This window comes from Neomesorhizobium albiziae (genome assembly GCF_900114255.1).
In the GTDB taxonomy this organism is placed as follows: Bacteria; Pseudomonadota; Alphaproteobacteria; order Rhizobiales; family Rhizobiaceae; genus Neomesorhizobium; species Neomesorhizobium albiziae.
In genome coordinates this window covers 41,958-66,323 of sequence record NZ_FOSL01000023.1, presented here as the reverse complement: position 1 = coordinate 66,323, position 24,366 = coordinate 41,958, and the positions used below count along the sequence as shown (strand labels likewise).

Below are 24,366 nucleotides of genomic sequence, written 5' to 3'. Positions count from 1 at the left end.
GCAACGCCGCAATCGCTCTTTGATGAGAGCGAACAAGCGTCAGGTGGCGCAGGCGCGTCGCGCCACCTTGCATCTAAGCGGCATCAGCTCCTGATGAACGCCAGGAGGTCCGGATTGATGATCTCTGGATGGGTTGTGCACATGCCGTGTGGGAGGCCTTTGTAGGTCTTCAGCGTACCGTTTTTCAGCAGCTTCGCCGACAGCGGCGCGGAGTCGGCGTAGGGCACGATCTGGTCGTCGTCGCCATGCATGACCAGCACCGGCACGTCGATCTTCTTCAGGTCCTCCGTGAAGTCGGTTTCCGAGAACGCCTTGATGCAGTCGTAGTGGGCCTTGGTGCCGCCCATCATGCCTTGCCGCCACCAATTGTCGATGACGCCCTGCGAGATTTTGGCGCCTGGCCGGTTGAATCCGTAAAACGGGCCTGCAGGCACGTCGATGTAGAACTGCGCCCGGTTGGCGGCCAGCGCGGCACGAAACCCGTCGAACACCTCAATCGGCAACCCGCCCGGGTTCTTGTCGGACTTGACCATGATCGGCGGCACAGCACCGATCAGCACGGCCTTGGCAACACGTTCGGGCTGGGCTCGGGCCACATAGTGAGCCACCTCGCCGCCGCCGGTGGAGTGGCCAATGTGGACCGCTCCCTTGAGGTCGAGCACTGCGGCAAGGGCCGCCACGTCATCGGCATAAGTATCCATCTCGTTGCCGGTCGCGGTTTGGGTGGAGCGGCCGTGCCCGCGCCGGTCGTGGGCAATAACGCGGTAGCCCTTGTCCAGGAAGTACAGCATCTGATTGTCCCAATCGTCCGCACTGAGCGGCCAGCCGTGGTGAAACACGATCGGTTGGCCCTGACCCCAGTCCTTGTAGAAGATCTCGGTGCCGTCTTTGGTGGTGATCATGCCCATCGTCTTGTCTCCTTTGCTCACGTTTCGATTGGGAGTTGACGTCAGAATTAACCGCCGCGACCAGAAAACCTGCTCTGACCGCTGCGAAGAGTTCGAGCATTCGGCATTGAGCGCGCCTCTGTCAGGGACTGCTTGCCGGCTTGGGATGCTCGGTTGAATGAGATCGCAAGAACATTAATGACGATGGGATAGCCATGGAAGGGAGACGTTCGGCTGAGAATGATGCCCGGACCAGGCCGAAAGACTGGGCGCCCATGGGATGCCGGCTGGCGATATGACCTAAATCAGCAGCAAACCCTTCATGCTGGCGTGGCCGTTCTTGCCGATAATGATGTGATCGTGGACGGCAATGCCGAGCGGCTTTGCCGTGTTGATGATCGTTTTGGTCATCTCGATATCAGCGCGCGACGGCGTCGGATCGCCGGATGGATGATTGTGCACGAGGATGATCGCGGTTGAGGAGAGTTCCAGCGCGCGCCGCACCACCTCGCGCGGGTAGACCGGCGTATGGTCGACCGTGCCAGTCTGCTGAACCTCGTCGGCAATCAGCGTGTTTTTCTTGTCGAGGAAGAGGATGCGGAACTGCTCGCGCTGTTCAAACGCCATAGACGCCCGGCAATAGTCCAGCACCTGTGTCCATGAGGCGAGAATCTCGCGGCCCTGGATCGCGCCGCGCGCCATGCGTTGCGCCGCCGCCGCCACCACCTTCAGGTCGAGGGCTGCAGCCTCGCCGATGTCGGGCAACTCGCGGATCAGTTGTTCCGGCGCGCCCAACACTTCGGCGAGTGAGCCAAAGCGTTTCAGCAGCGCCTTGGCGCGCTCCTTGGTGTCGGCTCGCGGGATCGAGCGAAAGAGCAGCATTTCGAGGATTTCATAATCCGACAACGCGCCGGGTCCGGCTTCGCGAAAACGCTCGCGCAACCGCTGCCGATGGCCTGAATAGTGCGGCTTTTCAGCGGAAATCCTGGCTTTCCGCAAAGCTTTGATTGGCTGCTCGCCCAGAAAGCCGCGTTCGTCGTCGGCCCCTTCGTCCATGGTGCCTGAAACCCCGTATCCGCCCCGCTGCTCGCGCAGCGCGTCAAATATTAGGCTGGCAGGCCGGGTCGGTCGAGCCCCTTGGGCGAGAGTGTGAAAATTTCGCAGCCGGTCGAGGTGACACCGACCGTGTGTTCGTACTGGGCCGACAGCGAGCGGTCCCGGGTGACTGCGGTCCAGCCGTCGGACAGCACCTTCACGTGTGGGCGGCCCAGATTGATCATCGGCTCGATGGTGAAGATCATTCCTGGCCGCATTTCGACGCCTTCGCCGGCGCTGCCATAGTGAAGGATGTTCGGTGCGTCGTGGAAAAGCTGGCCGACGCCATGGCCGCAGAAATCGCGCACCACCGAGCAGCGCTCCGCCTCTGCGAAGGCCTGGATGGCCGCGCCGATGGCGCCGGTGCGGGCGCCGGGACGCACCGCGGCGACGCCGCGCATCAGGCATTCGTGGGTGACTTCCAGCAGGCGCTCGGCGGCGCGCTTGATCTGGCCGACCGGATACATGCGGCTGGAATCGCCGTGCCAGCCGTCGAGGATGTAGGTGACGTCGATATTGACAACGTCGCCCTCCTTCAATGGTTTCTGGTCGGGAATGCCGTGGCAGACGACATGGTTGATCGATGTGCAGGACGACTTCGTGTAGCCGCGATAGTTCAGCGTGGCGGGCAGGGCGCCGTGATCCATGCCGAATTCGAAGACGAAACGGTCGATTGCCTCTGTGGTGACACCGGGCTTCACCATGCCAGCCAGTTCGTCAAGGCAACGGGCGGTCAGGTCGCAGGCCTTGCGCATGCCTGCAAACGCATCCTCGCCATAGAGGCGAATCTGCCCGGTATTGCGGAGCGGAGCGGTGGCGGCGTCGAGATAGGTGACCATGTCGGTGTCCAGAGTTTCGGCGTGACGCCAATTCGGCGCGAGCACGCCCTGATTTGGCACCGGATCGTCTACAGCGCCGCGCGTCTTTCAGACGCGCAAAGGTCGCTGTAGCACTTGAATTGCTGCATGATTTTACACTTAAATCGACTCCGATTTAAGGAATTATGCAGTAGGCTTCAACCCTTAACATGCCAAACGAAGCCTCCGCTGGCCCTTTCCAGCGGTTTCAGTCGCGAAATCCGGCTTCGAACGCCCGCAATATCAGAGGTAGCACTGCTCGTTGGCCCGCCCGCGCATGACGTAAGCGCTGCGGTCGCCACACTCCTTGCCGTTGATCATCAGATCGTAGGGGCACTGGCAGTCGCCGCGCTGCGCCTGGCGAGCCGGGCGTTTCGATTGCAACAACCCGGCGAGCGGTTTGCTGATGGCGGGCGCCAAGGACTCCAGCGGTTTCGCAGACAGGCCCGGTTCTTTTTCCCGCCTGGCGGCAACGACTGGCTGTTTCGGTTTGGCTGCGGGAACCGGCCCCACGGCTTTGGCTGGGACAGTTTTCGCTACCGGCGCCTGCGGGCGCGGCGCATCCGGATCCGGCAATTGCAGATAATCGCCATGGACCCAGCCCTTGCGGCCGGCCACTGTGACGCGGCGCCATTTGCCAGAGCTCTCCAGCACGGTCGCCTGCTCGCCCTGTTCAAGCCATGTGATGACTCGCGCGTTAGTGCCCATTGCTTCGCGAAGCCGGACACGTGATTTGGTGTAGTACGGCTGCGCGACGGGCTTGTCGGGCCGCTTGATCGAACTGGTTGTGAGTTGTTTCGAGGGCCGCGGCTCGGGTATTGCCGCTTGGGGTCGGTCGGCAGACGCGGTGGCCTGCATGCTGCTCTGCGGCCTCTGCTGCCGCCGGACTGGCTCGCTCTGCCGCTCTTTCGCAACGCTGCGCGCCGCCGCCGGCCGTTCGGCGGGGCGTTGCTGCCGTTTGCTGACAGGCTCCTGGGTTACAGCCCAGCCGCCGGCCGCCACCGCGCCGATGACCAGCCATCTGAGCTTTGGAAGAACGAATCCGACCATGCGCCTCAGTCTGACCGCGAAGGCTTAAGACGTGGTTGACGCCTCCAGGGGAATGAGACCGGATTCAGTGGTGCGTCAGCGTGGTGATGAAGCGTTTGGTTCTTTCGCGCTGGGGATTGCCGAAGACTTCAGAAGCCGGCCCGGTTTCGACCACCACGCCGGCCTCCAGGAAGACCACTTCATTGGCGATTTTCGACGCTAACCGCAGGTCGTGCGTGGCCATCACCATCGTGGTGCCTTCCTTTGCGAGTTGGCTCAGCACATCCACGACCTCGCCGGAAAGTTCCGGGTCGAGCGCTGACGTAGGCTCATCGCACAACAGAACACGCGGTGAAGGCGCCAGCGCCCGGGCGATCGCCACGCGCTGCTGCTGTCCGCCAGAGAGCGTTGCCGGCCATGCATCGGCCTTGTGCGCCAGGCCGACCTTTTCGAGCAGCGCCAGCGCTCGTTCACGGGCTTTTTCCTTCGGCCATTTGAGAACAGTGACCAAGCCTTCCATCACATTCTCGACGGCGGTGCGGTGCGGGAAAAGCTGGAAATTCTGGAACACCATGCCGGTCTGGCGGCGCAATTTCTGCACCGATGCCCAGCCGACCTTGTGGCCGGGACGGAAGGTCAGCGCTTCTTCGCCGATACGAACCGTGCCCGAGGTCGGGATTTCCAGCAGGTTGATGCACCTCAGAAGCGTGCTCTTGCCGCCGCCGGAAGGGCCGACGAGCGCCGTCACATTGCCTTCGGCAATGCGCGCGCTTACGCCGTGCAGGACGACGTTGTCGCCGAAGCGCTTTTCGATGTCGGTGAGCTCGATCATGCCCGCGCCTCCAGGAACCCGCCATAGCGGTTGAGGCGAGATTCGAGCCTGACTTGCAGGGACGACAGGATGGAACTCAGTGCGAGATAGATGAGCGCCGCCTCGATATAAAGGATCAGCGGTTCGTAGGTGGCGGCGACGATACGTTGCGCGGCCTGGAACATTTCCGGCACCGTTATCGCCGCGGCCAGCGATGTATCCTTGACCAGCGAGATGAAGGTATTGGAAAGCGGCGGCACGGCGACACGGGCTGCCTGCGGCAGGATAGTCCTGCGCATGGCCTGCGGCCAGTTCATGCCGATCGAATAGGCAGCTTCCCATTGCCCTTTCGGCACCGAAGCAATGACGGCGCGTATGATTTCGGAGGAATAGGCGCCGATGTTGAGGGTGAAGCCGATCAGTGCCGCCGGAAAGGCATCAAGCACGATGCCGACGCTTGGCAGTCCGTAGAAAATCAGAAACAGCTGGACCAGAAGCGGGGTGCCGCGGATGATCCAGACATAGAAGCGCGCGATCGCTGTGAACGGCCATGCGGCAAACAGCCGGATCAGCGCCACCGCGAGGCCGAGAGCAAGGCCCAGCACGAAGGACAATAGGGTGAGGGGGGCCGTAAAAATCAATGCGGCCCACAACAGCGGGCCGAGCGATTCGATCATCAATTGCAGCCAGTGAGGCACTTTAGGCGTCTCCAGACAAAAGAAGCGGACCGGCCTTGCGGCCGATCCGCCCGGCAGTTCCAGTCGTTATCTTACTGCGAAACGTCCTGACCGAAATATTTGTCGGAGATTTTCTGATAGGTGCCGTCGGCCTTGATCTCTGCCAGCGCCTTGTTGATCGCCTCGAGCAGTTCCGGTTCGCCCTTACGGATGATGATGCCGGAATAATCGGCGTTTTCCTCCTGCGCGGCGATCTTCACATTGGCGTCCGGCTTGTGCTTCTTGAAGTCGAGGAAGGACAGGCTGTCGTTGATGGTGGCGTCGGCGCGGCCGTTGAGCACGAGCTGGATGGACTGGTCGAAACCGTCAGTGCCGACCAGTTCGGCGCCATTCTTTTCGGCGATCTTGCCGAAGTTGCTGGTCAGCGACTGGGCAGACTTCTTGCCCTTGAGATCGGCGAAGCCTTTGACCTCTTCATTGTCGCCGCGCACGATCAGCACCGCTTTCGAAGCGATGTACGGATCGGAGAAATCGTATTTCTGCCTGCGCTGCTCGGTGATGCCGACCTGGTTGATGACCGCGTCATAGCGGTTGGCATCGAGCCCGGCGATCAGTCCGTCCCATTTGCCTTCGAGGAATTCCGCCTTGACGCCGAGCCGCTTGGCGATCTCCTGGCCGATCTCTACGTCGAAGCCGACCAGAGCGCCGCCCGGCTCGTGGTAGGTGAAGGGCGCGTAGGTGCCCTCCGTACCGATCTTGAAGACGCCTGACGACTTGATTTGCTCGAGGTTCGCTCCGGCAAAGGCCGAAGTGACGGCAAGGACCTGCACGGTTCCTGCGACGAGCAGCGATTTCAACCAGTTCATTGTCTTTTGAATCCTGAAACGTGTCCGGCGAAATGCCGATCATTCAACGGCGCTAATGTCGCAAATGTGCAGGCCGAAGGCTAAGCAAAAATTTTTCGAGAATGAGAGGTTTTGGGAATGTCATTCTCATGGCCGGCGAATCCATGCTGCCTGAACCCGCTGGATAAGTATCTAACCGATCCGCTCTCCAGTCTTCGGATCGAAGAGATGAAGGTCGCCCGCCTCGGCTGACAGCTTGACCTGGTCGCCGGGCGACACCGCCAGGCGCCCCATCGCAAAGACGCAGATCTGCTGGCCGGCCATTTGCGCGTAGAATTGCGTGGAAAGGCCGAGCGGCTCGACAACCTCTACCTGGGCGGCAAGCCCGCCTTCTGCCGCGAGTTTGATGTGCTCGGGGCGCAGCCCGACAGTCACCGTCTCGCCATCGCTTAAGGGAAGATCAATGAGCACCGGCAGGCTCTGCCCGTCAGCGAGCACCGCGTGCGCTCCGCTGTCTGTCCGCCTGATCGTGGCCGGCAGAAAATTCATGCCGGGCGAGCCGATGAACCCGGCCACGAACATGTTGGCCGGCAGGTCGTAGAGGTCAAGCGGCGCGCCGACCTGCTGCACCACGCCGTCATGCATGACGACGATGCGGTCGGCCATGGTCATTGCTTCGGTCTGGTCGTGAGTGACGTAGACCGAGGTGGTTTTCAGTTGCTGGTGCAGCGCCTTGATCTCGGTGCGCATATGGACGCGCAGCTTGGCGTCGAGATTGGAGAGCGGTTCATCGAACAGGAACACTTTCGGGTCGCGAACGATGGCGCGGCCCATGGCAACCCGCTGGCGCTGGCCGCCGGAGAGCTGGCGCGGCAGGCGGCCGAGAAAATTGTCGAGGCCAAGCCGGTTTGCCGCACCGTTGACGCGCTCGCCGATCGTTTTTCCTGCGGTTTTCCGTAACGTCAGACTGAATCCCATATTGTCGGCGACATTCATATGCGGATAGAGCGCGTAGGACTGGAACACCATGGCAATGTCGCGGTCCTTCGGCGCCACGTCGTTGACGATCCGTTCGCCGATGCGGATTTCGCCGGCGGTAACTTCCTCCAGTCCGGCGATCATGCGCAACAATGTTGACTTTCCACAGCCGGACGGCCCGACCAGAACGACGAATTCGCCGTCTGCGATTTCCAGGTCGACGGCCTGCAGCACGTTGAACGTGCCATAGTTCTTCTGGACTTTTTCGAGCGATACCGAAGCCATCGAGCCTATCCTTTGACGGCGCCGGCGGTGAGGCCGGTGACGAGATAGCGTTGCAGGAATGCGAAGAAGAGGCAGGCCGGGATCAACGCCAGGATCGAGGCCGCCATCATCTGACCCCAGTCGACCGCGAACTTGCCGATGAAGGTCAGGAGCCCGACCGCGAAGGTTTTCTGTCCGTCACTCGAAATCAGCATCAGCGCGAAGAGAAGTTCGCTCCAGGCGGCGGTGAAGACAAAGCCGAGTGTCGCGCCCATGCCCGGCAACGTCAGTGGAATGATGATGCGCCTCAGCGCCTGCTGGCGCGTGCAGCCGTCGATCATCGCGGCCTCCTCGAGATCTTTCGGAATGCCGTCGAAGAAAGACTGCATCAGGAATGTCGCGAAGGCGATGTTGAAGGCGGTGTAGATGATGATCAGCCCGGTCAGGCTGTTGATGAGGCCGATCTGCGCCATGATGCGGTAGATCGGCGGGATCACCATCACCAGCGGAAAGGTCTGCGTCAAAAGCAGCATCAGTGCGACCGCCGTCTTGCCCCGGAAGGAAAAGCGCGACATCGCATACCCCGCGGCCGAAGCGATGACGGTGACGATCGCGGCCGTCGTCACCGAAACGATGACGCTGTTGAGGAAATAGCGGGGAAAGTCGGTCGCCTTGAACACGGAGACGTAGTTTTCGAATGTCGCCTTTGAAGGCCAGAAGGTGATGCCTTCGGAATAAAGCAGCGACTGCGGCGTCACCGAAATCTTCAGCGTCCAGAACAATGGGAACAGCGCAAACACCACATAGGCGCCGATCGCCAGATAGAGGCCGAAGCCGCCGGCAACGCGTGAGGTGAGGGAGCGGCCGGCGATCATCAGGCGTAATCCACCAGTGAGCGGCGGATGCGGATCAGCACCACCGCGTAGAGGATCAGCAGCAGGAGCAGCAGCACGGCGATTGCCGAGGCGTAACCCTTGTCCAGCGACTTGAACGCACTGACATAGATGTAGGTGGCAACCGTGTTGGTGGAGCCGGCAGGTCCGCCTTCGGTCATCACGTAGATCAGGTCGGCGAAGGTGGCGATCCAGATCGTCCGCAGCATCACGGTGATGGCGATTGTGGGCGCCAGGAACGGCAATGTCACCTTGGTGAAGCGCTGCCATGGCGTGGCGCCGTCGATCGCTGCAGCCTCATGCAGTTCCGACGGGATCGACTTCAGCGCGGCGAGAAGAGTGATCGCAAAAAACGGTATTCCGAACCAGACATTGGCGATGATCGGTCCCCACATGGCTGTGGCGGGGTCGGAAAGGATGTTCGTCGGTTCGGCCTTCAGCCCCAGCGCGTAAAGCCAGTGGGGCAGGGGGCCGACGATTGGATTGAAGAGCCAGCCCCAGGTGAGGCCGGAGAGAAATGACGGCACCGCCCAGGGCAGGAAGACCACCGCCTGCACGATGCGGCGGCCGACGAAATGGCGGTCGAGGAGCAGCGCCAGCCCCAACCCGAGGAAGAACTGCAGCACCAGGCTGGCGACGGTCCACCACACGGTGTTGATCAACGCCTGGCCGAGTACCGCATCGCTGAGCATCGCCTTGTATTGGCCGAGCCCCACAAATTCCGACTTGAAGGCGGAGAACTTGCGGAAGGAGTAGCCGATGCCGACGATCAGCGGCACCAGAAGCACCGTTACCAGAAGCACTAGGGCCGGGCTGAGATAAAGCCATGGCTCCACCGCGGCAGAAGAAAAACCCTTGCGGCGCGGCTTTCCCGGAGCTCTGATTTCTGACACGGCGTAGGTCATTGAGGTCGCTCGCGATTTACGTCCCCCTCCCGTTTACGGGGAGAGATGTCCGGCGGGACAGTGAGGGGCAGCACCAGGGCTTTTCGAGTAGAGCAGCCCCTCATCCGGCCCTATCGGGCCGCCTTCTCCCCGTGAACGGGGAGAAGGAAAAACAGGCGCTTACTTCTTGTTCGCCGCCATCCAGTCCTGTTGTTCCTTGGTCAGGTAGGCAGCCCATTCGTCGGCAACCTCCTTGGCTGCGCGCTTTCCAAGCAGCACTTCCTGGAAGCCCTTGATGGCGATCTGGTCGACAAAATTGCCGAGGTTTTCCAGATGCGTCGGCGGTGTCACGAATTCGTACTTGTCCCCGCCGTTCAACTCGTCGAACCAGCCCTTGAACTGTTCCGACTTGAAATAGGCGTCCTGTTCGGCGCCGTTGTGGATCGGCAGCACGCCGACCATTTTCGCCCATTCGATGTTCGCCTTCGGCGACAGCAGCGAAGCCATCAGCTTCCAGCTGTCTTCCTTGACCTCGGAATCGGCAAACATCGCCCAGCCGGCATAACCGAGCGTCGGATAGGATTTGCCGTTTGGACCGGCCGGCACGGGAGCTACCGCGAAATCGTCCTTGCTCATCTTCTCGGCAACGCCGATCAACGCGTCCGGATCCTGGTCGAGCATGGCGCAGGTGCCGGAATAGAAGCCGGTGACGGTCTCATTGAAGCCCCAGGTCACGGAATCCTTCGGCGCGGAGCCGTCCTTGTACATCTCGGCCAGCATTTCGAGGCCTTTCACGGAGCCCGGCTCATTGATGATCGCTGTGCCGTCTTCGTTGAAATAGCCGCCTTTGCCGTTGGCGATGTTCATGAACATGTTCATGCCGAAGGTGGCGCCAGGACCGCCGCGCAGGCAGTAGCCATATTTGCCGGGGATCGCGGAAATCTTCTTGGCGGATGAGACGAATTCGTCGAGCGTCGCCGGCGCGTGGTCGAGGCCGGCTTCCTTGAACAGCTTCTTGTTCCAGAACATCGCCTTCAGATAATAGCCGTAGGGGATCATGTACTGCTTGCCGCCTACGGTCGAACCGAACTGCTTGGCGCGCTCGCCGAGCGTCGCGACATCCGGCCAGTTGGCCATATAGGGCCCAAGATCCTCCAGTTGGCCGTTGTTGCCGTAGAGCGCCATCCAGCGTTCCGGCATTTCCACGATGTCCGGTGTGTCGCCTGCCTGCACCATGGTCAGGAACTTTTCGAAGGCCTGTCCCCATGGCAGAGAAACGAGTTCCACCTTTACGCCCGGATTTGCCGCCTCAAACTCGGCGATCTGCTTCTTGATGAACTCGGTGCGCGGCGGGCTGGTAATCACCTCCACCATCTTAATTGTGGAATCGGCGAGTGCTGCCGATGCCTGCAAGCCCAGTCCCGCCGCTGCGGCGAGCAGTAGTTTGTATGTCCTCATGTCACTCTCCCATTTTTTTGGTTGACGTTATTTTCTGGCTCGTTCGAGCGCTTGTTGAAGGTCTGTCCAGAGGTCCTCGACGTGCTCCAGCCCGACATGCAGCCGGACAAGCCGCGGGCTGACGCCGAAGCGTCCGATTGAGTTGGCGTCCGGCGTCTGCTGCAGCGAGGCGAGCGCAGGCACCACCAGGCTTTCGTGACCACCCCAGCTGACGCCGATGCGGAAAAGTTTCAGTTCATCCACCAGCGCGGGAATGTCGATTTCTTCGCTGACCTCGAAGGAGAACAGCCCGGAATAGCCGGCAAGCGTCGCTTTGCCCGGATGGTTCGACCAGGCCGGATGGATCACCCGCTCGACGCTCACATGGTCCTTCAGCCGCTCGGCGATGGTGAGAGCGCTGCGCATATGGTGCGGCAGGCGCAACGGCAGGGTTCTGAGGCCGCGCAGCAAGAGCCATGCCTCGAAGGGTGAAAGCTTAGCACCGAGATAGGAATAGGTGCGTTCGTTGATCTGTTTGATGAGGTCCGCCGAACCTGCAACGACGCCGGCGACGGTATCGCTGTGACCGCCGAGATATTTCGAGGCCGAATGCAGTACGAGATCGATACCGTGGGCGATCGGCTTCTGGAACAGTGGAGTAGCCCAGGAATTGTCGATCGTGGTGATGGCTCCATGCTGGCGCGCCATTCTGGCGTAAAGCCCGATGTCCTGCAGGTCGAACACCATGGATGTCGGGCTCTCGAGATAGAGCAGTTTCGCGCCGGGTAGCGCTGCCGCGACGGCATCCGGGTCGCTGCCGTCGACGTAATCGATCTTGATGCCGAGATGCGGCAGCAGGCGTTCGAACAGCCGGTAGGCGTCGCCGTAGCAGTTGCGCACCGCGACAATGCGTTCACCTGCGCCGACGAAGGCGAGCACCGTCGCGCTGATCGCCGCCATGCCGCTGGAAAAGCCACGCGCCGCTTCCGCGCCTTCGAGTGCAGCAATACGCGCCTCGAACTCCATCACCGTCGGGTTATCACCGCGCGAATAGATCGGCTGTTTCCGCCGCCCGGCGAAAGTGTCGGCCATTTCGGCATAACTGTCGAAGGTGAACAGCGACGTCTGGTAGATCGGCGGCACCACGGCGCCGCCCGGAAACGGCTCGTCATGGGCGAGCAGGGTCGCTGCTTCCGCGAGATAGTCATGGTCCGATCGGATCGGGTGTTCGTTCATGTCAGGCCTGGCAGGTTCAGATTGGCGGCGCCGCGTTTCAGATCGGCTTCGACGGTGGCGATGAGCTTCAGCGCTTCGGCACGCGCGCCTTCGGCATCGTGGGCGGCCACGCGTTCGTAGATCGTGCGGTGATAGGGGAAGCTGGCGTGGCCGAAATCGTGGACGCCGAGCGGGTGCTCCCAAAAGCGGTGGAACATTTCGTGCATGGCGGCGATAATCTGCGCAAACAACGGATTTCCCGATGCCTGGTAGATCGCCTGGTGGAAATCCCAGTCTTCTTCAGATGACATGCCGTCGCGCCGGTGGAAGCTTTCTTCCATCGCCTCGAGCTTTTCGCGGATGAAGGCGAGCTCGGACGGCCCGGCCCGCTTTGCGCAAAGTGCTGCAGCTTCCGCCTCGAGCCCACGGCGGATTTCCAGAGTGTGCATCAGGCTGCGAAAATCATTGCCGGAAGCGAGCGTCAGCGGCAGGTGCAACATGTCGCGCGACACGGCAGCCTTCAGGTAGGTGCCGCTGCCTTGTCGCCGCTCGACAAGGCCGAGCCCTTCCCATCGCGTCAACGCCTCACGCACCGTCGTGCGGCTCACCTTGAGCCGTTCTGAAAGGATACGCTCGGTCGGCAGCCGATCGCCCGGCGCAAGGCTTTCGTGGGCAACGAAATCCACCAACGCCTTCAACACCGCGTCGTCGCGCGACATCGTGTGGATCGGGGGAAGGGACGTTAAACTCAAGACGTGACCGATCTAATTGGTCTGACCATTGTTCCAATTCAGCACGAGTGAGAGAGGTTGTCAAAGGGGTTCTCCCACCGGTTCCGCAACGTGCGGCATTTGGCTTGTTTGGCAGGAAGCCCTAGGCAACCCCCTGTCGCTGTTACGCGTCCATATGTCCGGGACGAAACCGGCAGCGGTCAGCGTTAGCCGATGGCGGGCTTTCTCGTGTTAGGGTGCGAAGCAAAGTACGGCCGCACAAACAACGTGGGCCGCGGCACCGGATCGGCGTCGGCTTTTAGCGATCGGGGCAAGTGAGGAGCTGCCAGATGCCGCCAAATGCCTATCTTAATCGTGTCGCGACCGCTGCGCCTCGCTATGAAGTGCATCGTTTTTTCCTGAGTTTTGCCGCTTCGATGCTCGAGCGAGAGCCGCGCCAGCGGTCCATCTTCGTCAGAATGGCTGACCGTGCAGGCATCGCACGCCGCTATTCCTGTTTCGAACCCGCCAGCGATCCTGAAGGTGCGACGCTCGACGCCGCAGGCTTGTTCCGCCGAGGCGCCTTTCCCGGCACCGCCAAGCGCATGGAGCTTTACGAGGCGGCGGCGCCGCAACTGGCCAAGCAGGCAGTCGACCGGCTTCTCCAAGATGAGGATCGCAGCCGCATCACCCATCTGATCGTCACCACCTGCACCGGCTTTTCAGCACCCGGCATCGATCTCGAACTGGTCGCGCGCTGCGGGCTGCGCGACGCGGTCGAACGCACCATCATTGGTTTCATGGGCTGCTACGCGGCCATCAACGCGCTGAAACTTGCGCGCCATATCGTCCGTTCGGACGCTGAAGCGCGCGTTCTCATCGTAGATGTCGAAATCTGCACGCTGCATCTCAAGGAAACCGCCGACCTGGAAAAGCTGCTGTCCTTCTGCCTATGGGGCGATGGCTGCGCGGCAGCGCTGGTCACCGCCGAAGCGCATGGCCTGCAACTCGATACCTTTTGCGCCGTTGTCGCCCCGCAAGGCCGGCAATTGATGACGTGGAGTATCCACGACAATGGATTCGACATGGTGCTTTCCGGGCAGGTCCCAGGCGCGATAAACGAAACGTTGGGCTCCCGGGCAGGCGAAATTTTTGCCGATGTCGCGGTCGGGGATGTCGATCTCTGGGCGGTGCATCCAGGCGGCCGTTCCGTTCTCGATGCGGTCGAGCGTGCGCTGGATCTTGACCCACGAGCTCTCGACGCATCGCGCGGGGTGTTGCACGACTATGGCAACATGTCGTCGGCGACGGTGATGTTCGTGATCGAAAGAATGCTGAAACAGGGCAGACCCGGCCAGCGTGGCTGCGCCATGGCATTTGGACCGGGTCTCACGGCAGAGACCATGATGTTCCGGACCGCAGGCTGATTTGGGATGCCGGACGAACTCGCTTTTCGCCGTGTCGAGCCCGAAATTCTGGATGGGCTCTTGCGAGACGATCCGCGGGCGGTAGCGTCGCGCCGCGACCTGCGGCGCATCAACATGTTGATGTTTCAGGCTGGAATCATGACCAGGCTGCTCCATCGCCATGTCATGCAACCGCCGCGCCGCATTCTGGAAATCGGAGCCGGTGACGGCGCATTCATGCTGGTCCTGGCGCGAAAACTGGCAAGGCGCTGGCCGGCGGTCGAACTGACATTGCTCGACCGCGCCAATCTGATCAACGGAGCGCGCCTTGCCGAATTTACGCGACTTGGCTGGCGGACCGAGGTGGCCACCGCGGACGTGTTCGAATGGATTGCGCGACACGGCCACCGCCAGTTCGATCTGATCACCGCCAACCTTTTCCTCCATCATTTCGACGACGCCACACTGGCAAAGCTGTTTGCCGGGCTGCACGTGCTTGCGCCGGTATTGGTGGCGACCGAACCGCGCCGGTGCGCCGCGGCGTTGACGCTGTCAAAGCTCTTGTGGGCGGTCGGCGGCAATGACGTGACGTTGCACGATGCGCCGGCAAGCGTTCGTGCCGGATTCGCTGGTGCCGAGCTCTCCGCCCTCTGGCTTCGAGAGCGTGCGGATGTTGTCGAAGAGTACAATGTCGGTCCGTTCACCCATGTATTTGTCGCCCGGGGAGGCGCCAGCGGATGATGTTCGATGTGATCGTCATCGGCGCCGGCCCTGCTGGAAGTTCGACCGCGCTCGCGCTTGCCCGGCAGGGCCGGGCGGTTGCGATCGTGGAAAAGAGTGTGTTCCCGCGTCGCAAGGTCTGCGGGGAATTCGTGTCGGCGACCAATCTGTCGCTCTTCGATACGTTCGGCGTCGGCGAGGCCTGGCGCGCCGAAGCCGGACCGGAGGTGCGTCGGGTTGGCTTTTTCGCCGGCGGCAGAAAGATCGAAGCGACGATGCCTGCGGCTTCCGGAAGGTATGGACGTGCGCTCGGCCGCGATCTTTTGGACACGCTCCTCCTGTCAGCCGCCCGAAACGCGGGCGTCGAGGTGTTTCAGCCCTGGCAGGCTATCGATATCGCCCGTGAAGAGACATTGAATGCCGTCAGGATCAGTTCCGGCGGGCAGCAGCGGTTGCTGCGCGCGCACGCGGTCGTCGCCGCGCACGGCTCCTGGGAGCAGGGCAGGCTGCCCAGCCAATTGCCGAAGACACAACGGCCTGACGATCTGTTCGGCTTCAAGGCACATTTCAGGGATGCCCGGCTCGCGACCGACCTGATGCCGCTTTTCATTTTTCCCGGAGGTTACGGCGGCATGGTCTGGTCCGATCATGGCCGGCTGTCGATCTCCTGCTGCATCAGGCGCGATGTCCTTGCCGCCGCGCGCTCCCGTCATCGCGATCTTTCCGCAGGCGAGGCGGCGTTCCACCACATCGCGGTCAGTTGCAGGGGCGTCGCTGAAACTGTGGGAAACATAGCGCCGGATGGCGGCTGGCTCGCTGCCGGCCCGATCCGTCCCGGTATACGGCCAGCCTACGCCGACGGCATTTTCCGGGTCGGCAATCTTGCGGGCGAGTCGCATCCGATCATCGCCGAGGGCATTTCAATGGCCATCCAGTCAGGATGGCTACTTGCTGCTGAACTGGAGGATGTCGGGTTTCTCAACAGGGCCGCGTGCGAGGCGGCTGGCCGCCGATATTCGGCGGCCTGGCGAAAACAGTTTAGTCTGCGTATCGCAGCCGCGGCCGGTTTTGCGAAAATCCTTGCCTTTCCGGGAAGTGTAACGGCCATTGCGCCGCTGGTGGAAAGGCTTCCGGGGATTTTGACATTCGGTGCAAGGTTGAGCGGCAAGACGACAATTGTTCCCGGGCTCGACTGAAGTTTTTCGCATCCGGAGCACGTTGGAGGGCGTTCCGGCTGCCGGTCCTGTTTTGTGATCGGGCAGCAACCGGAAATCCTTGCGTGGAGGTTGCTTCCCGTCGCCAACCTTGTCCATAATGTGGCATCGACGCGTTCCGGTCGACCATTCCCGAAGCGTAAATAGGGTGTTTCCCGGCTGGGATGGCCGAGCGTTGAAGCCGGTATCGAACGAGAGAGGGCGGGAATCTTTCGGTCAATATATAAAACGAGAGGAAACAAAGATGCGACACGTGCTTCCCCCGCTCCACGAAGGCCACGCGCCGGTTTTTCTCCACTATGCCTTTGAAGATGCGCTGGATGCCTATGAAGCGTGGCAGGATGGCGCGCCTGAACCACGCGTCGAATGCGACGGCAAGCCGACCGCCATCAGTGCCGTCTTCGGACGCATGCGCACCTGCACCGACATTCTGCCCGTCCGTGTGCTCGATGAGGTGCAGGCGACGATTAATGACCCGTCATTGCTCCAGATTACCGCCAACCAGACGACCTACGCGGAAGCTGCCCTCGTGCTGCGTGCGCTCTGCGTCGAGCGTTTGAAACGCTGAGACTGTCCTGCTAAGGGCCGGAAGCGATAGCGCTTTCGGCCCAGACTTTTCGTCCGGGAAATTGCTGCCAGCGTTATCGTCCTATTCTCACCACTACCTTGCGTCCGTCAGAAAGAACCCCGGTCCCAGTACCTTTCGGGGGCTGTCTGCTGGTCAGCGAGAATGCGAACCGGCCTGAAAGTTTCCCGCAAACAATGGTTCCCTCTCCGCTTGAAAAGGTGAGGTTTGCGGTGGTCGTGCCCCGGCATGCCACGCCGGTGTTCGTTCGCCCCTGAATGGTTCCTTGCCGGGTGAAGGTGTTGCCCGCGGCCGTTCCAGAAAAGGAGAGCTTCCCGTCAACGGTGTGGCCGGAGACCGGCGCGGTGATGGAGAGAAGGTTCTGCGCCTGCGTGGCGCCTGTCCAGGCTGCAACAGAGCATAAAGTCGCAAGGAATAGCCCGGGAATGCGTTGGATCAGCGTTGTTTCATCAGACAATTGCTTGGCCGCCGAGGAAGTCGGTGAAGGCGCGCCTCAGAAGGATTGTCCACAACCCATGCGTCGGCGTTTCAATGGCGGCGCATCTCTTCGAGCCGGTCGGAGACGACATGTCCGATGTCATCCCAGACGACTTTCAATGAGTCCGCGGATTTGCGGAGTGACGCATCGACCTTGGCGCGTCGTAGTTGGCCTTTCAGCCGTGTCATTTCTTTCGAGCACTTCGTCACGACGTCATGAAGATGCTCGATTTCATCGAGGCTGTGACTCGGGTCAGCGAGGTAGCCGGGCATCGCTCGCGTCGTCTTGAGCGCGAGTTCGCTGCGTTCTTTCAACGTGCGGAGCCAATCAGTCGCCATGTGCGCCTACCTGACAAGCCCGTGCCCGCGCACAGAAAACCAAAGAATTGCATCGTTGGCAAGCCGACCGCCGTAAACGGCGGCTGCGCTGGGGGCGACCCGGGCGATTTGCTAGGTTCGACTGTCTTTTAATATGCGGGAAAAGGTCTGGTACGCCCAAGGGGAATCGAACCCCTGTTACCGCCGTGAAAGGGCGGTGTCCTGACCGCTAGACGATGGGCGCGCTCAGATGGGCGGTTTATAGTAAGGTTGCACGCGGTGGGCAACCCCGTCTTTGGCCGTGGAGCCAAACTTTTTTGCGTGCATCTGGAACGCAGGTTGCTTTTGAGAGTCCCGCGCGAAGCCATTGTAAGAAAGGAGTTTTTGCCGGCGCCGATCGAACGGGGGTCGGAGGGCTGAGGCGTCAGGTCGCAGTGGACGGGCCTACTGGCGGCGACGGCAGCGCCAGTTCCAGTCGCGCTCGGGGCCGACGTCGATATGCACTGATTCCGTGTGGCAGTAGGTGCCGATGCCACCGCGTCCGGGCATGGAGCGGACAAAGCTGGCCAACTCCCATTTGCTGACGCCCTGAACCTGCACGTCGGCGGCCGCGCAATACATATGCAGCGAATTCTTGGCGCCACGGGCGCGGCGATTGTGCGACGGGCTGCGATAGCCGGAAGTGACCATGATCTTGCGACCGTAATGCCGCTCGACCGTTTTCAGCACCCGCACCAGCGATGGTTTCAGGCAGGCGACATCGACGCGTTCGGTCTGCGTCAGCAGGCCGTTGGGCGCCAGCCGGGCGAGACCGGCCGCCGAAGCGAGCTGGACCGGGCCGCCTTCGTCTTCATGCAGGTCGACGTCGCTGTCGTCGTCGATGCCCGATTTGCGCTTGATCTCGAAAAGTGCCGTCTGGCGAACGCCCGGTAGCGGATCGAGATCGGCGCCCCTCAACGAGGCCCGCGCGACGAGCGGCTTGGCTTCTTCACCAGAAGCCGACGCAAGCTGGACAAGCGGCTTGGCCTTTTCCGGCTTTGCCTGCTCAGTTGAGGTGATCTGCGTGATTTCGCTCGGCTTCTGCTGCCTTACCGGCGCTGCCGCCGCGATCTGGGCTACGGCCGGCTTTTCCGATTTTGCCGAACCGCCGAAGAAAGCGGACAGGAAGCCGCGTTTCTTGGGTTCGATCGATTGGGGCGTCGCTGCGGGATCGGTTGCGGTCACGATGACCTGATTCTTGTCTGCCGGCGCCGCTTCCTTTGCGGTTGGAACCGGAATGGCTGCCGTTGTGGCCGGTTCCGGCTCGGCTTTCGGCGCCTGGCTCGCATCGGCGGCTGCTGTTTCAGCCGCGGGCTGTGGGGCTTGCCGTTTGGTTACGCTTTGCTGCCTGTCCGTCGGCGGTTGCGAGGCCGCGGCCGTTTCTGCCGTTGGTGCTGCGGGGGTCGCCTGGGCATCGGTGGCAATCGCAGCAAACTCGGCGTCGCCGGGCTTCGATACGGGAAGGTAGGCCACCTGCTCGGGAAGTGCGGTGTCGCTGTCGGCCGACATCACCATGCCTGTGGCGGAATCGGTGCTGGCGGTCGAACTGGCCATGCTGTTGAAGCCGGAGGAGGTCAGTTCTGTGCCGCTCTGATCGGCGGTCGTGCAAGACGCCAGCAAAACGGCAAGAAGCGCAGCCAATACGGCACGGCCTTCCCCGCTCGCCTTGCGCGGTCGCACTGCTTTCAAACCGCTTTCCCCCTTGGCTTTCCGAGCCGTCACGCAATCGATAAGACGACAATTCTAATTTCAGCTAGAAGATTACGCTGCGTACTCGGAACCAGATCTAACGATCCTCTGGGCTCTCCGCAAAACTCTTTGACGCGGCGGAGAAACAGGACGGCATCAACATGCCGCAGACCATTTCGCCGGTTTTGACCGGAAGGTCAATTCACCGCACATTACGGATTGTTACACTCTGACTTTTACGTAGCTGCCGGGAGCGTCGCCGAGGGTGCCGCTTTTCGCGCCGGGTGTTCTTGCCGCGACACGCTTGTTGTCCCTGGCCTCGATCCAGGCGTGCCAGTGCGGCCACCACGAACCGGGGTTTTCCCGGGCCTTTTCAACCCATTGCTGGAAGTCGCCCACCGGCTTGCCGCCGGTCCAGTACTGGTACTTGCCGAGCGATGGCGGATTGACGACACCGGCGATATGGCCCGAACCGGCCATCACATACTCGACATCGCCACTGAAATATTTGCAGCCGAGGAAGACCGATTTCGCTGGCGCGATGTGGTCTTCGCGGGAGGCAAGATTGTAGACGGGAATCGTGATGTCCGAAAGTGAAATGGAGCGGCCGGCAAGTGTCATATGGCCTTGCGACAGGTTGTTCTCGAGATAGCAGTTCCTCAGATAGTAGGAGTGGTTCGCTGCCGCCATGCGGGTCGAATCGGCATTCCAGTAGAGCAGATCGAACGGCATCGGCTCCTTGCCGCGCATGTAGTTGTTGACGACATAGGGCCAAATCAGGTCGCCAGACCGCAGCATGTTGAAGGCAGTCGCCATCTTGGTGCCGTCGAGATAGCCTTTTTCTCCCATTGCGCGCTCGACCGCCGCAACCTGGTCCTCGTCGACGAACACCTTAAGGTCGCCGGCATAGGTGAAATCGACCTGCGTGGTGAAGAACGTCACCGATTTCACGCGGTCGTCGCCTTCCTGTGCCAGCAACGCCAGTGCAGCGGCAAGCAAAGTGCCGCCGACGCAATAGCCGATGGCGTTGACTTCCTTTTCGCCGGTGGCGGTTTCGACCGCATCGAGGCCATATTGCAGGCCTTCGCGGATATAGGCCTCCCAGCCCTTGCTGCCGTGCCGCTCGTCCGGGTTGATCCAGGAGATGACGAATACCGTATGGCCCTGCGCCACAGCCCAGCGGATGAAGGATTTTTCCGGGTTCAGATCAAGGATGTAGAACTTGTTGATCCATGGCGGACAGATCAGCAGCGGCCGCTTCAGCACTTTTTGCGTCGTCGGCTCGTACTGGATGATCTCGGCGATATCGGAGCGGCCAACCACCTTTCCGGGCGTTACCGCGATGTTGCGGCCGATCTCGAAGCGCGAATAGTCGGCCTGCCTGAGCTTCAGGTCGCCTTTGCCGGCGGTGATATCCTCGGCCAGCATCTTCATGCCGCGCACCAGGTTCTCGCCGCTGGATGCGACTGTCTCGCGAAAAAGTTCGGGGTTGGTCAGAATGAAGTTGGAAGGCGAGATCGCGTTGGAGATCTGCTTCACATAAAAGCCGGCCTTGTGCTTGGTGTGCTCGTCCAGTCCCTCGGCGTGTTCGACGAGGTCGCCCGCCCATCGCGAGGTGACGAGGTATGCCTGCTTCAGGAAGTCGAAGAAGGCATTCTTGCCCCACTCGGGATCCTGGAATCGCTTGTCGCCGCGATCCGGCTTGATGGCGTCGTCCGCATCATCCTCGCCGCCGACCTTGCGGATCGCATTCGCCCAGACGTTCATGTAGCCTGAAAACAGCCTGGTCTGTGCCTCCAGCGCCCGTTGCGGGTCGGACAACCAGTATTCCGAAAGTTTCGAGAAGGTCTTGACCATGTCGGTCATCGGCTCGGCGACGCTGTCGCGTACTTCGCCCTTTTCGCGCGGCGTCACCCAGGCGGACGCAGCCTTGCCGGCCTCCTCGACCATGCGCGCAAGATTGAGCGCGAAACGCTCCGGATCCTTGATCAGGTATTGTTCGACCGATGACGAAGGCTCACCACCCTTGCCTTCGGGAGCGGCGTCTTTTCTGTTCGATTCGGCTGCCTTCGACATGGTTCCGCTTGCCTCCCGCAGGCGTTTTGTTGACATATTATCATGCGACGTTCATTGGGGTCCAATTGCGAACGTCTTTCGCCTTACAAAGCCTGCCTGGACAACACTATGACATATCGCATTGGCGGACATGTTTTTTTTGGCACCCGGCTGGCAGCGGTCGTGGCCACGGCGGCTCTGAGCCTGATGGCCGCCGGCTGCACATCCACTGTCGATGAGGCGGTTCCCGCAGGCGCCAGGGGGCCGGTCAACACCGGAACCTTCCCGAACCTCAATATCCCGCCGAAGCAGGCCGCGGACCAGATAACGGACGACAAGAAAGCCGCCGACATGGCCGCACTCACCGCCGTTCAGCGGCAGAATGCGGCAACCGCCGCCGTTCCCGCCGGCCAGACGGATCCGGCGGCGTTGCGCAAGCTGGCTGCCACCCATGCCGCCGATGCACTGGCGGAAATCGAGAATTAGCAGCCGGGACGCCCGGGCTGCCACTATCGACCCTAGCCTGATTTGCGTGTATATCGCGCCACCGAACAGCCCCTCGTGTCGTCTGGAACGAAAATGGAAGAGTTTCACAAGGTCCGCAGGCTTCCGCCTTATGTTTTTGAGCAGGTCAACCGGCTGAAGGCGACCGCCCGTTCCAACGGCGCCGACATCATCGACCTGGGTATGGGCAATCCCGACCTGCCGACGCCGAAAGCGATCGTCGACAAGCTTTGCGAAGTGGTCCGCGATCCGCGCACCCATCGCTATTCGTCATCGCGCGGCATTCCTGGCCTGCGGCGCGCCCAGGCCAATTATTACGCCCGCCGGTTCGGCGTGAAGTTGAACCCCGACACCCAGGTCGTCGCCACGCTTGGCTCGAAGGAAGGTTTTGCCAATATGGCGCAGGCAATCACCGCGCCCGGCGACGTGATCCTGTGCCCGAATCCGACCTATCCCATCCACGCCTTCGGCTTCATCATGTCGGGCGGCGTCATCCGGTCGCTGCAGGCCGAACCCAACGACGGCTTCATCCCGGCGCTGGAACGCGGCATCCGGCATTCGATTCCCAAGCCGCTGGCGCTGATACTCAACTATCCGTCCAATCCGACGGCTCTGGTCGCGTCGCTCGACTTCTACAAGGACGTCGTCGCGTTCGCCCGCAAGAACGACATCATCATCCTGTCGGATCTCGCTTACTCCGAGATCTATTTCGACGGCAATCCGCCGCCGTCGGTGTTGCAGGTACCCGGCGCCATCGATGTGGCCGTTGAGTTCACTTCAATGTCGAAAACCTTTTCCATGCCAGGCTGGCGCATGGGTTTCGCGGTTGGCAACGAGCGCCTGATCGCCGCTTTGACCAGGGTCAAGTCGTATCTCGACTACGGCGCCTTCACGCCCATCCAGGTGGCGGCCGCGGCAGCCCTCAACGGCGATGGAGCCGACATTGCCGAAGTGCGCGAGGTCTATCACAAGCGCCGCGACGTGATGGTCGATTCGTTCGGTCGCGCGGGCTGGGAAATTCCCGCACCCGCGGCTTCGATGTTTGCGTGGGCGCCGATTCCGGAGCCCTTCAAACAACTTGGATCACTCGAGTTCTCCAAGTTGCTGATCGAGCATGCCGATGTAGCGGTGGCGCCTGGCGTCGGTTTCGGGGAGCATGGCGACGACTTCGTGCGGCTGGCCTTTGTCGAAAACGAACACCGCATCAGGCAGGCGGCGCGCAACATCAAGCGTTTCCTGTCGTCGTCCGCCAAGCAGCCGAACAACGTGGTTCCGCTCTCAGCGCGGCGCTGATATTTCGTTTTCCGACGGTTTTTGAGGGGCGTTGCCGCGAATGGCTGAAGCATTGCGTGTTGGAATAGCCGGACTGGGTACGGTCGGGGCGTCCGTGGTCCGCGTCATCACCGAGAAAGCGGCCGAACTTACCCGCCAGTGCGGCCGCGAGCTCGTCGTCACAGGCGTTGCGGCCCGCGACCGTTCGCGCGACCGCGGCATCGATCTCGGCGGCGCCACCTGGTTCGACGATCCGGTTGGACTCGCCAGATCGGCAGACATCGATGTCTTCGTCGAGTTGATTGGCGGCGATGAGGGACCGGCTTTTGCATGCGTCAAGGCTGCACTCGAGGCCGGACGCCATGTCGTCACCGCCAACAAGGCGCTGCTCGCGAAACACGGTGTGGCGCTCGCCGAGATCGCCGAGAAGAAGGGCGTGCTTCTGAACTACGAGGCGGCAGTCGCCGGCGGCATCCCGGTCATCAAGACGATGCGCGAGGCGATGGCGGGCAACAGTGTTTCGCGGGTGTTCGGTATCCTCAACGGTACCTGCAACTACATCCTGACCCGCATGGAAGCCGAAGGCCTGACCTTCGAGGCATGCCTGAAAGATGCGCAGCGGCTGGGCTACGCCGAAGCCGATCCAACCTTCGACATCGAAGGCAACGATACGGCGCACAAGCTTTCGATTCTGACCAGCCTTGCCTTCGGAACGAAGATTGCCGCTGACGATATCTACATGGAAGGCATTTCCAACATTTCGCAGGCCGATATCCGCGCTGCGGGTGAATTGGGCTACCGCATCAAGCTGCTTGGTGTCGCGCAGAAGACCGAAAGCGGGATCGAACAGCGCGTGCATCCGACCATGGTGCCGACAGCTTCGGTGATCGCGCAGGTGCACGGGGTTACCAACGCTGTGGCTATCGAAACCGACATTCTGGGCGAGCTGTTGCTGTCCGGCCCCGGGGCGGGCGGCAACGCAACGGCTTCGGCCGTCGTCGGCGACATCGCCGATATCGCCAAAAGCCGCCCCGGCTTCCAGCACGGTCCGGTGTTCGGTCGCCCGGCCAAGGAATTGCGGCCCTACAAGAAGGCTCAAATGCGCAGCCACGAGGGCGGCTATTTCATCCGGCTCACCGTGCATGACCGCGTCGGCGTCTTCGCTGCAGTCGCCAAACGCATGGCTGACAACGATATTTCGCTGGAATCCATCGTCCAGCATGCGGCCGGCCCGGAAGCCGAAGTGCAGAAGACGGTCATCCTGGTCACTCACGAGACCACCGAAGCGGCGGTACGCAAGGCTGTCGAGGGCATTACCAAGGATGGCCATCTGACCGACAAGGCGCAGGTGATCCGTATCGAGCGCGCTGGATAAAAAGCGCCGAAGCACTTCAATCGATTGATATTTTCCCGCGAGGCCGGAAACGCCTTCGCGGGTCTTGCTGTTGTCATATCGCTTTGACAAAAGGGGCGCGCCGCGGGTTGCCGCGCGCAGCATGTTGGT

23 protein-coding genes and 1 tRNA gene are annotated in these 24,366 nt (G+C 61.5%); 7 read left to right on the top strand and 17 right to left on the bottom strand.

Annotated elements, in window-relative coordinates:
* Positions 1-83: 83 nt before the first annotated feature.
* The 13 genes from F3H98_RS24970 to F3H98_RS24910 form a co-directional block, all read right to left on the bottom strand.
* Positions 84-908 (bottom strand): alpha/beta fold hydrolase, encoded by an 825-nt coding sequence (locus tag F3H98_RS24970; protein ID WP_149763048.1) that lies wholly within the window; start codon positions 906-908, stop codon positions 84-86.
* A 279-nt stretch (positions 909-1,187) separates the two neighbouring features.
* Positions 1,188-1,943, bottom strand: coding sequence for a RadC family protein (gene radC, locus F3H98_RS24965; RefSeq protein WP_149763047.1), 756 nt, complete (start codon positions 1,941-1,943; stop codon positions 1,188-1,190).
* Between the two features lie 50 nt (positions 1,944-1,993).
* Positions 1,994-2,821 carry a type I methionyl aminopeptidase gene (gene map / locus F3H98_RS24960; protein WP_149763046.1) on the bottom strand — a complete coding sequence of 276 codons (828 nt, stop codon included), beginning with the start codon at positions 2,819-2,821 and terminating at the stop codon, positions 1,994-1,996.
* Between the two features lie 261 nt (positions 2,822-3,082).
* Positions 3,083-3,697: an SH3 domain-containing protein gene (locus F3H98_RS24955; protein WP_188130551.1), complete on the bottom strand. Its 615-nt coding sequence runs from the start codon at positions 3,695-3,697 to the stop codon at positions 3,083-3,085.
* A gap of 256 nt (positions 3,698-3,953) precedes the next feature.
* On the bottom strand, positions 3,954-4,700 hold the full coding sequence (locus tag F3H98_RS24950) for an amino acid ABC transporter ATP-binding protein (RefSeq protein ID WP_149763044.1): 747 nt from the start codon (positions 4,698-4,700) through the stop codon (positions 3,954-3,956).
* Complete coding sequence (locus tag F3H98_RS24945) at positions 4,697-5,377, bottom strand: ABC transporter permease subunit (RefSeq protein WP_149763043.1); 681 nt, start codon at positions 5,375-5,377, stop codon at positions 4,697-4,699. The genes F3H98_RS24950 and F3H98_RS24945 overlap by 4 nt, the downstream gene beginning before the upstream one ends.
* A gap of 71 nt (positions 5,378-5,448) precedes the next feature.
* Positions 5,449-6,222, bottom strand: coding sequence for an amino acid ABC transporter substrate-binding protein (locus tag F3H98_RS24940; RefSeq protein ID WP_149763042.1), 774 nt, complete (start codon positions 6,220-6,222; stop codon positions 5,449-5,451).
* A gap of 171 nt (positions 6,223-6,393) precedes the next feature.
* Positions 6,394-7,464 (bottom strand): ABC transporter ATP-binding protein, encoded by a 1,071-nt coding sequence (locus F3H98_RS24935; protein ID WP_149763041.1) that lies wholly within the window; start codon positions 7,462-7,464, stop codon positions 6,394-6,396.
* A 5-nt stretch (positions 7,465-7,469) separates the two neighbouring features.
* Complete coding sequence (locus F3H98_RS24930) at positions 7,470-8,318, bottom strand: carbohydrate ABC transporter permease (RefSeq protein ID WP_149763040.1); 849 nt, start codon at positions 8,316-8,318, stop codon at positions 7,470-7,472.
* Complete coding sequence (locus F3H98_RS24925) at positions 8,318-9,241, bottom strand: carbohydrate ABC transporter permease (protein WP_149763039.1); 924 nt, start codon at positions 9,239-9,241, stop codon at positions 8,318-8,320. The genes F3H98_RS24930 and F3H98_RS24925 overlap by 1 nt, the downstream gene beginning before the upstream one ends.
* A gap of 159 nt (positions 9,242-9,400) precedes the next feature.
* On the bottom strand, positions 9,401-10,678 hold the full coding sequence (locus tag F3H98_RS24920; RefSeq protein WP_149763038.1) for an ABC transporter substrate-binding protein: 1,278 nt from the start codon (positions 10,676-10,678) through the stop codon (positions 9,401-9,403).
* Positions 10,679-10,705: 27 nt separating this feature from the next.
* The gene (locus F3H98_RS24915) at positions 10,706-11,893 is read right to left on the bottom strand and encodes a PLP-dependent transferase (RefSeq protein ID WP_149763037.1); all 1,188 of its coding nucleotides are present in this window, start codon (positions 11,891-11,893) and stop codon (positions 10,706-10,708) included.
* Entirely contained in the window at positions 11,890-12,591 is a 702-nt protein-coding gene (locus F3H98_RS24910) for a FadR/GntR family transcriptional regulator (protein WP_244621884.1), read from the bottom strand. Before F3H98_RS24910 ends, F3H98_RS24915 begins: the two co-directional genes overlap by 4 nt.
* Positions 12,592-12,932: 341 nt before the next feature.
* Between F3H98_RS24910 and F3H98_RS24905 the strand changes: the two genes are divergently transcribed.
* The 4 genes from F3H98_RS24905 (at position 12,933) to F3H98_RS24890 (ending at position 16,490) form a co-directional block, all read left to right on the top strand.
* The gene (locus F3H98_RS24905; RefSeq protein WP_149763035.1) at positions 12,933-14,009 is read left to right on the top strand and encodes a type III polyketide synthase; all 1,077 of its coding nucleotides are present in this window, start codon (positions 12,933-12,935) and stop codon (positions 14,007-14,009) included.
* A gap of 6 nt (positions 14,010-14,015) precedes the next feature.
* The gene (locus F3H98_RS24900; RefSeq protein ID WP_149763034.1) at positions 14,016-14,729 is read left to right on the top strand and encodes a methyltransferase domain-containing protein; all 714 of its coding nucleotides are present in this window, start codon (positions 14,016-14,018) and stop codon (positions 14,727-14,729) included.
* On the top strand, positions 14,726-15,904 hold the full coding sequence (locus tag F3H98_RS24895) for an NAD(P)/FAD-dependent oxidoreductase (RefSeq protein ID WP_149763033.1): 1,179 nt from the start codon (positions 14,726-14,728) through the stop codon (positions 15,902-15,904). The genes F3H98_RS24900 and F3H98_RS24895 overlap by 4 nt, the downstream gene beginning before the upstream one ends.
* A 262-nt stretch (positions 15,905-16,166) precedes the next feature.
* Positions 16,167-16,490 (top strand): BRA0787 family protein, encoded by a 324-nt coding sequence (locus tag F3H98_RS24890; RefSeq protein WP_149763032.1) that lies wholly within the window; start codon positions 16,167-16,169, stop codon positions 16,488-16,490.
* Positions 16,491-17,036: 546 nt separating this feature from the next.
* Here F3H98_RS24890 and F3H98_RS24885 read toward each other — a convergent pair.
* The 4 genes from F3H98_RS24885 to F3H98_RS24870 all read right to left on the bottom strand — a co-directional run bounded on the left by F3H98_RS24885 (position 17,037) and on the right by F3H98_RS24870 (position 21,107).
* Positions 17,037-17,324 (bottom strand): hypothetical protein, encoded by a 288-nt coding sequence (locus F3H98_RS24885; protein ID WP_149763031.1) that lies wholly within the window; start codon positions 17,322-17,324, stop codon positions 17,037-17,039.
* Positions 17,325-17,472: 148 nt separating this feature from the next.
* A tRNA-Glu gene (locus F3H98_RS24880) sits at positions 17,473-17,547 on the bottom strand.
* 200 nt (positions 17,548-17,747) lie between these two features.
* On the bottom strand, positions 17,748-19,031 hold the full coding sequence (locus tag F3H98_RS24875; RefSeq protein WP_244621883.1) for a YcbK family protein: 1,284 nt from the start codon (positions 19,029-19,031) through the stop codon (positions 17,748-17,750).
* A gap of 222 nt (positions 19,032-19,253) precedes the next feature.
* Positions 19,254-21,107 (bottom strand): PHA/PHB synthase family protein, encoded by a 1,854-nt coding sequence (locus F3H98_RS24870; protein ID WP_149763030.1) that lies wholly within the window; start codon positions 21,105-21,107, stop codon positions 19,254-19,256.
* Between the two features lie 108 nt (positions 21,108-21,215).
* On the opposite strand from F3H98_RS24870, the gene F3H98_RS24865 reads away from it, so the two are divergent.
* The 3 genes from F3H98_RS24865 (at position 21,216) to F3H98_RS24855 (ending at position 24,237) form a co-directional block, all read left to right on the top strand.
* A complete protein-coding gene (locus tag F3H98_RS24865) occupies positions 21,216-21,572 on the top strand; it encodes a hypothetical protein (RefSeq protein WP_149763029.1) in 357 nt (118 codons plus the stop codon).
* A 93-nt stretch (positions 21,573-21,665) separates the two neighbouring features.
* On the top strand, positions 21,666-22,883 hold the full coding sequence (locus F3H98_RS24860) for an LL-diaminopimelate aminotransferase (RefSeq protein WP_149763028.1): 1,218 nt from the start codon (positions 21,666-21,668) through the stop codon (positions 22,881-22,883).
* Between the two features lie 40 nt (positions 22,884-22,923).
* Entirely contained in the window at positions 22,924-24,237 is a 1,314-nt protein-coding gene (locus F3H98_RS24855; RefSeq protein ID WP_149763027.1) for a homoserine dehydrogenase, read from the top strand.
* Positions 24,238-24,366 lie beyond the last annotated feature (129 nt).

Bases quoted from the DNA above. Each gene is read 5' to 3' on its own strand.
- F3H98_RS24970 (WP_149763048.1), bottom strand. From the start codon at position 908: ATGGGCATGATCACCACCAAAGACGGCACCGAGATCTTCTACAAGGAC.
- radC (WP_149763047.1), bottom strand. From the start codon at position 1,943: ATGGACGAAGGGGCCGACGACGAACGCGGCTTTCTGGGCGAGCAGCCA.
- map (WP_149763046.1), bottom strand. From the start codon at position 2,821: ATGGTCACCTATCTCGACGCCGCCACCGCTCCGCTCCGCAATACCGGG.
- F3H98_RS24955 (WP_188130551.1), bottom strand. From the start codon at position 3,697: ATGCAGGCCACCGCGTCTGCCGACCGACCCCAAGCGGCAATACCCGAG.
- F3H98_RS24950 (WP_149763044.1), bottom strand. From the start codon at position 4,700: ATGATCGAGCTCACCGACATCGAAAAGCGCTTCGGCGACAACGTCGTC.
- F3H98_RS24940 (WP_149763042.1), bottom strand. From the start codon at position 6,222: ATGAACTGGTTGAAATCGCTGCTCGTCGCAGGAACCGTGCAGGTCCTT.
- F3H98_RS24935 (WP_149763041.1), bottom strand. From the start codon at position 7,464: ATGGCTTCGGTATCGCTCGAAAAAGTCCAGAAGAACTATGGCACGTTC.
- F3H98_RS24930 (WP_149763040.1), bottom strand. From the start codon at position 8,318: ATGATCGCCGGCCGCTCCCTCACCTCACGCGTTGCCGGCGGCTTCGGC.
- F3H98_RS24925 (WP_149763039.1), bottom strand. From the start codon at position 9,241: ATGACCTACGCCGTGTCAGAAATCAGAGCTCCGGGAAAGCCGCGCCGC.
- F3H98_RS24920 (WP_149763038.1), bottom strand. From the start codon at position 10,678: ATGAGGACATACAAACTACTGCTCGCCGCAGCGGCGGGACTGGGCTTG.
- F3H98_RS24915 (WP_149763037.1), bottom strand. From the start codon at position 11,893: ATGAACGAACACCCGATCCGATCGGACCATGACTATCTCGCGGAAGCA.
- F3H98_RS24910 (WP_244621884.1), bottom strand. From the start codon at position 12,591: ATGTCGCGCGACGACGCGGTGTTGAAGGCGTTGGTGGATTTCGTTGCC.
- F3H98_RS24905 (WP_149763035.1), top strand. From the start codon at position 12,933: ATGCCGCCAAATGCCTATCTTAATCGTGTCGCGACCGCTGCGCCTCGC.
- F3H98_RS24900 (WP_149763034.1), top strand. From the start codon at position 14,016: ATGCCGGACGAACTCGCTTTTCGCCGTGTCGAGCCCGAAATTCTGGAT.
- F3H98_RS24895 (WP_149763033.1), top strand. From the start codon at position 14,726: ATGATGTTCGATGTGATCGTCATCGGCGCCGGCCCTGCTGGAAGTTCG.
- F3H98_RS24890 (WP_149763032.1), top strand. From the start codon at position 16,167: ATGCGACACGTGCTTCCCCCGCTCCACGAAGGCCACGCGCCGGTTTTT.
- F3H98_RS24885 (WP_149763031.1), bottom strand. From the start codon at position 17,324: ATGGCGACTGATTGGCTCCGCACGTTGAAAGAACGCAGCGAACTCGCG.
- F3H98_RS24870 (WP_149763030.1), bottom strand. From the start codon at position 21,107: ATGTCGAAGGCAGCCGAATCGAACAGAAAAGACGCCGCTCCCGAAGGC.
- F3H98_RS24865 (WP_149763029.1), top strand. From the start codon at position 21,216: ATGACATATCGCATTGGCGGACATGTTTTTTTTGGCACCCGGCTGGCA.
- F3H98_RS24860 (WP_149763028.1), top strand. From the start codon at position 21,666: ATGGAAGAGTTTCACAAGGTCCGCAGGCTTCCGCCTTATGTTTTTGAG.
- F3H98_RS24855 (WP_149763027.1), top strand. From the start codon at position 22,924: ATGGCTGAAGCATTGCGTGTTGGAATAGCCGGACTGGGTACGGTCGGG.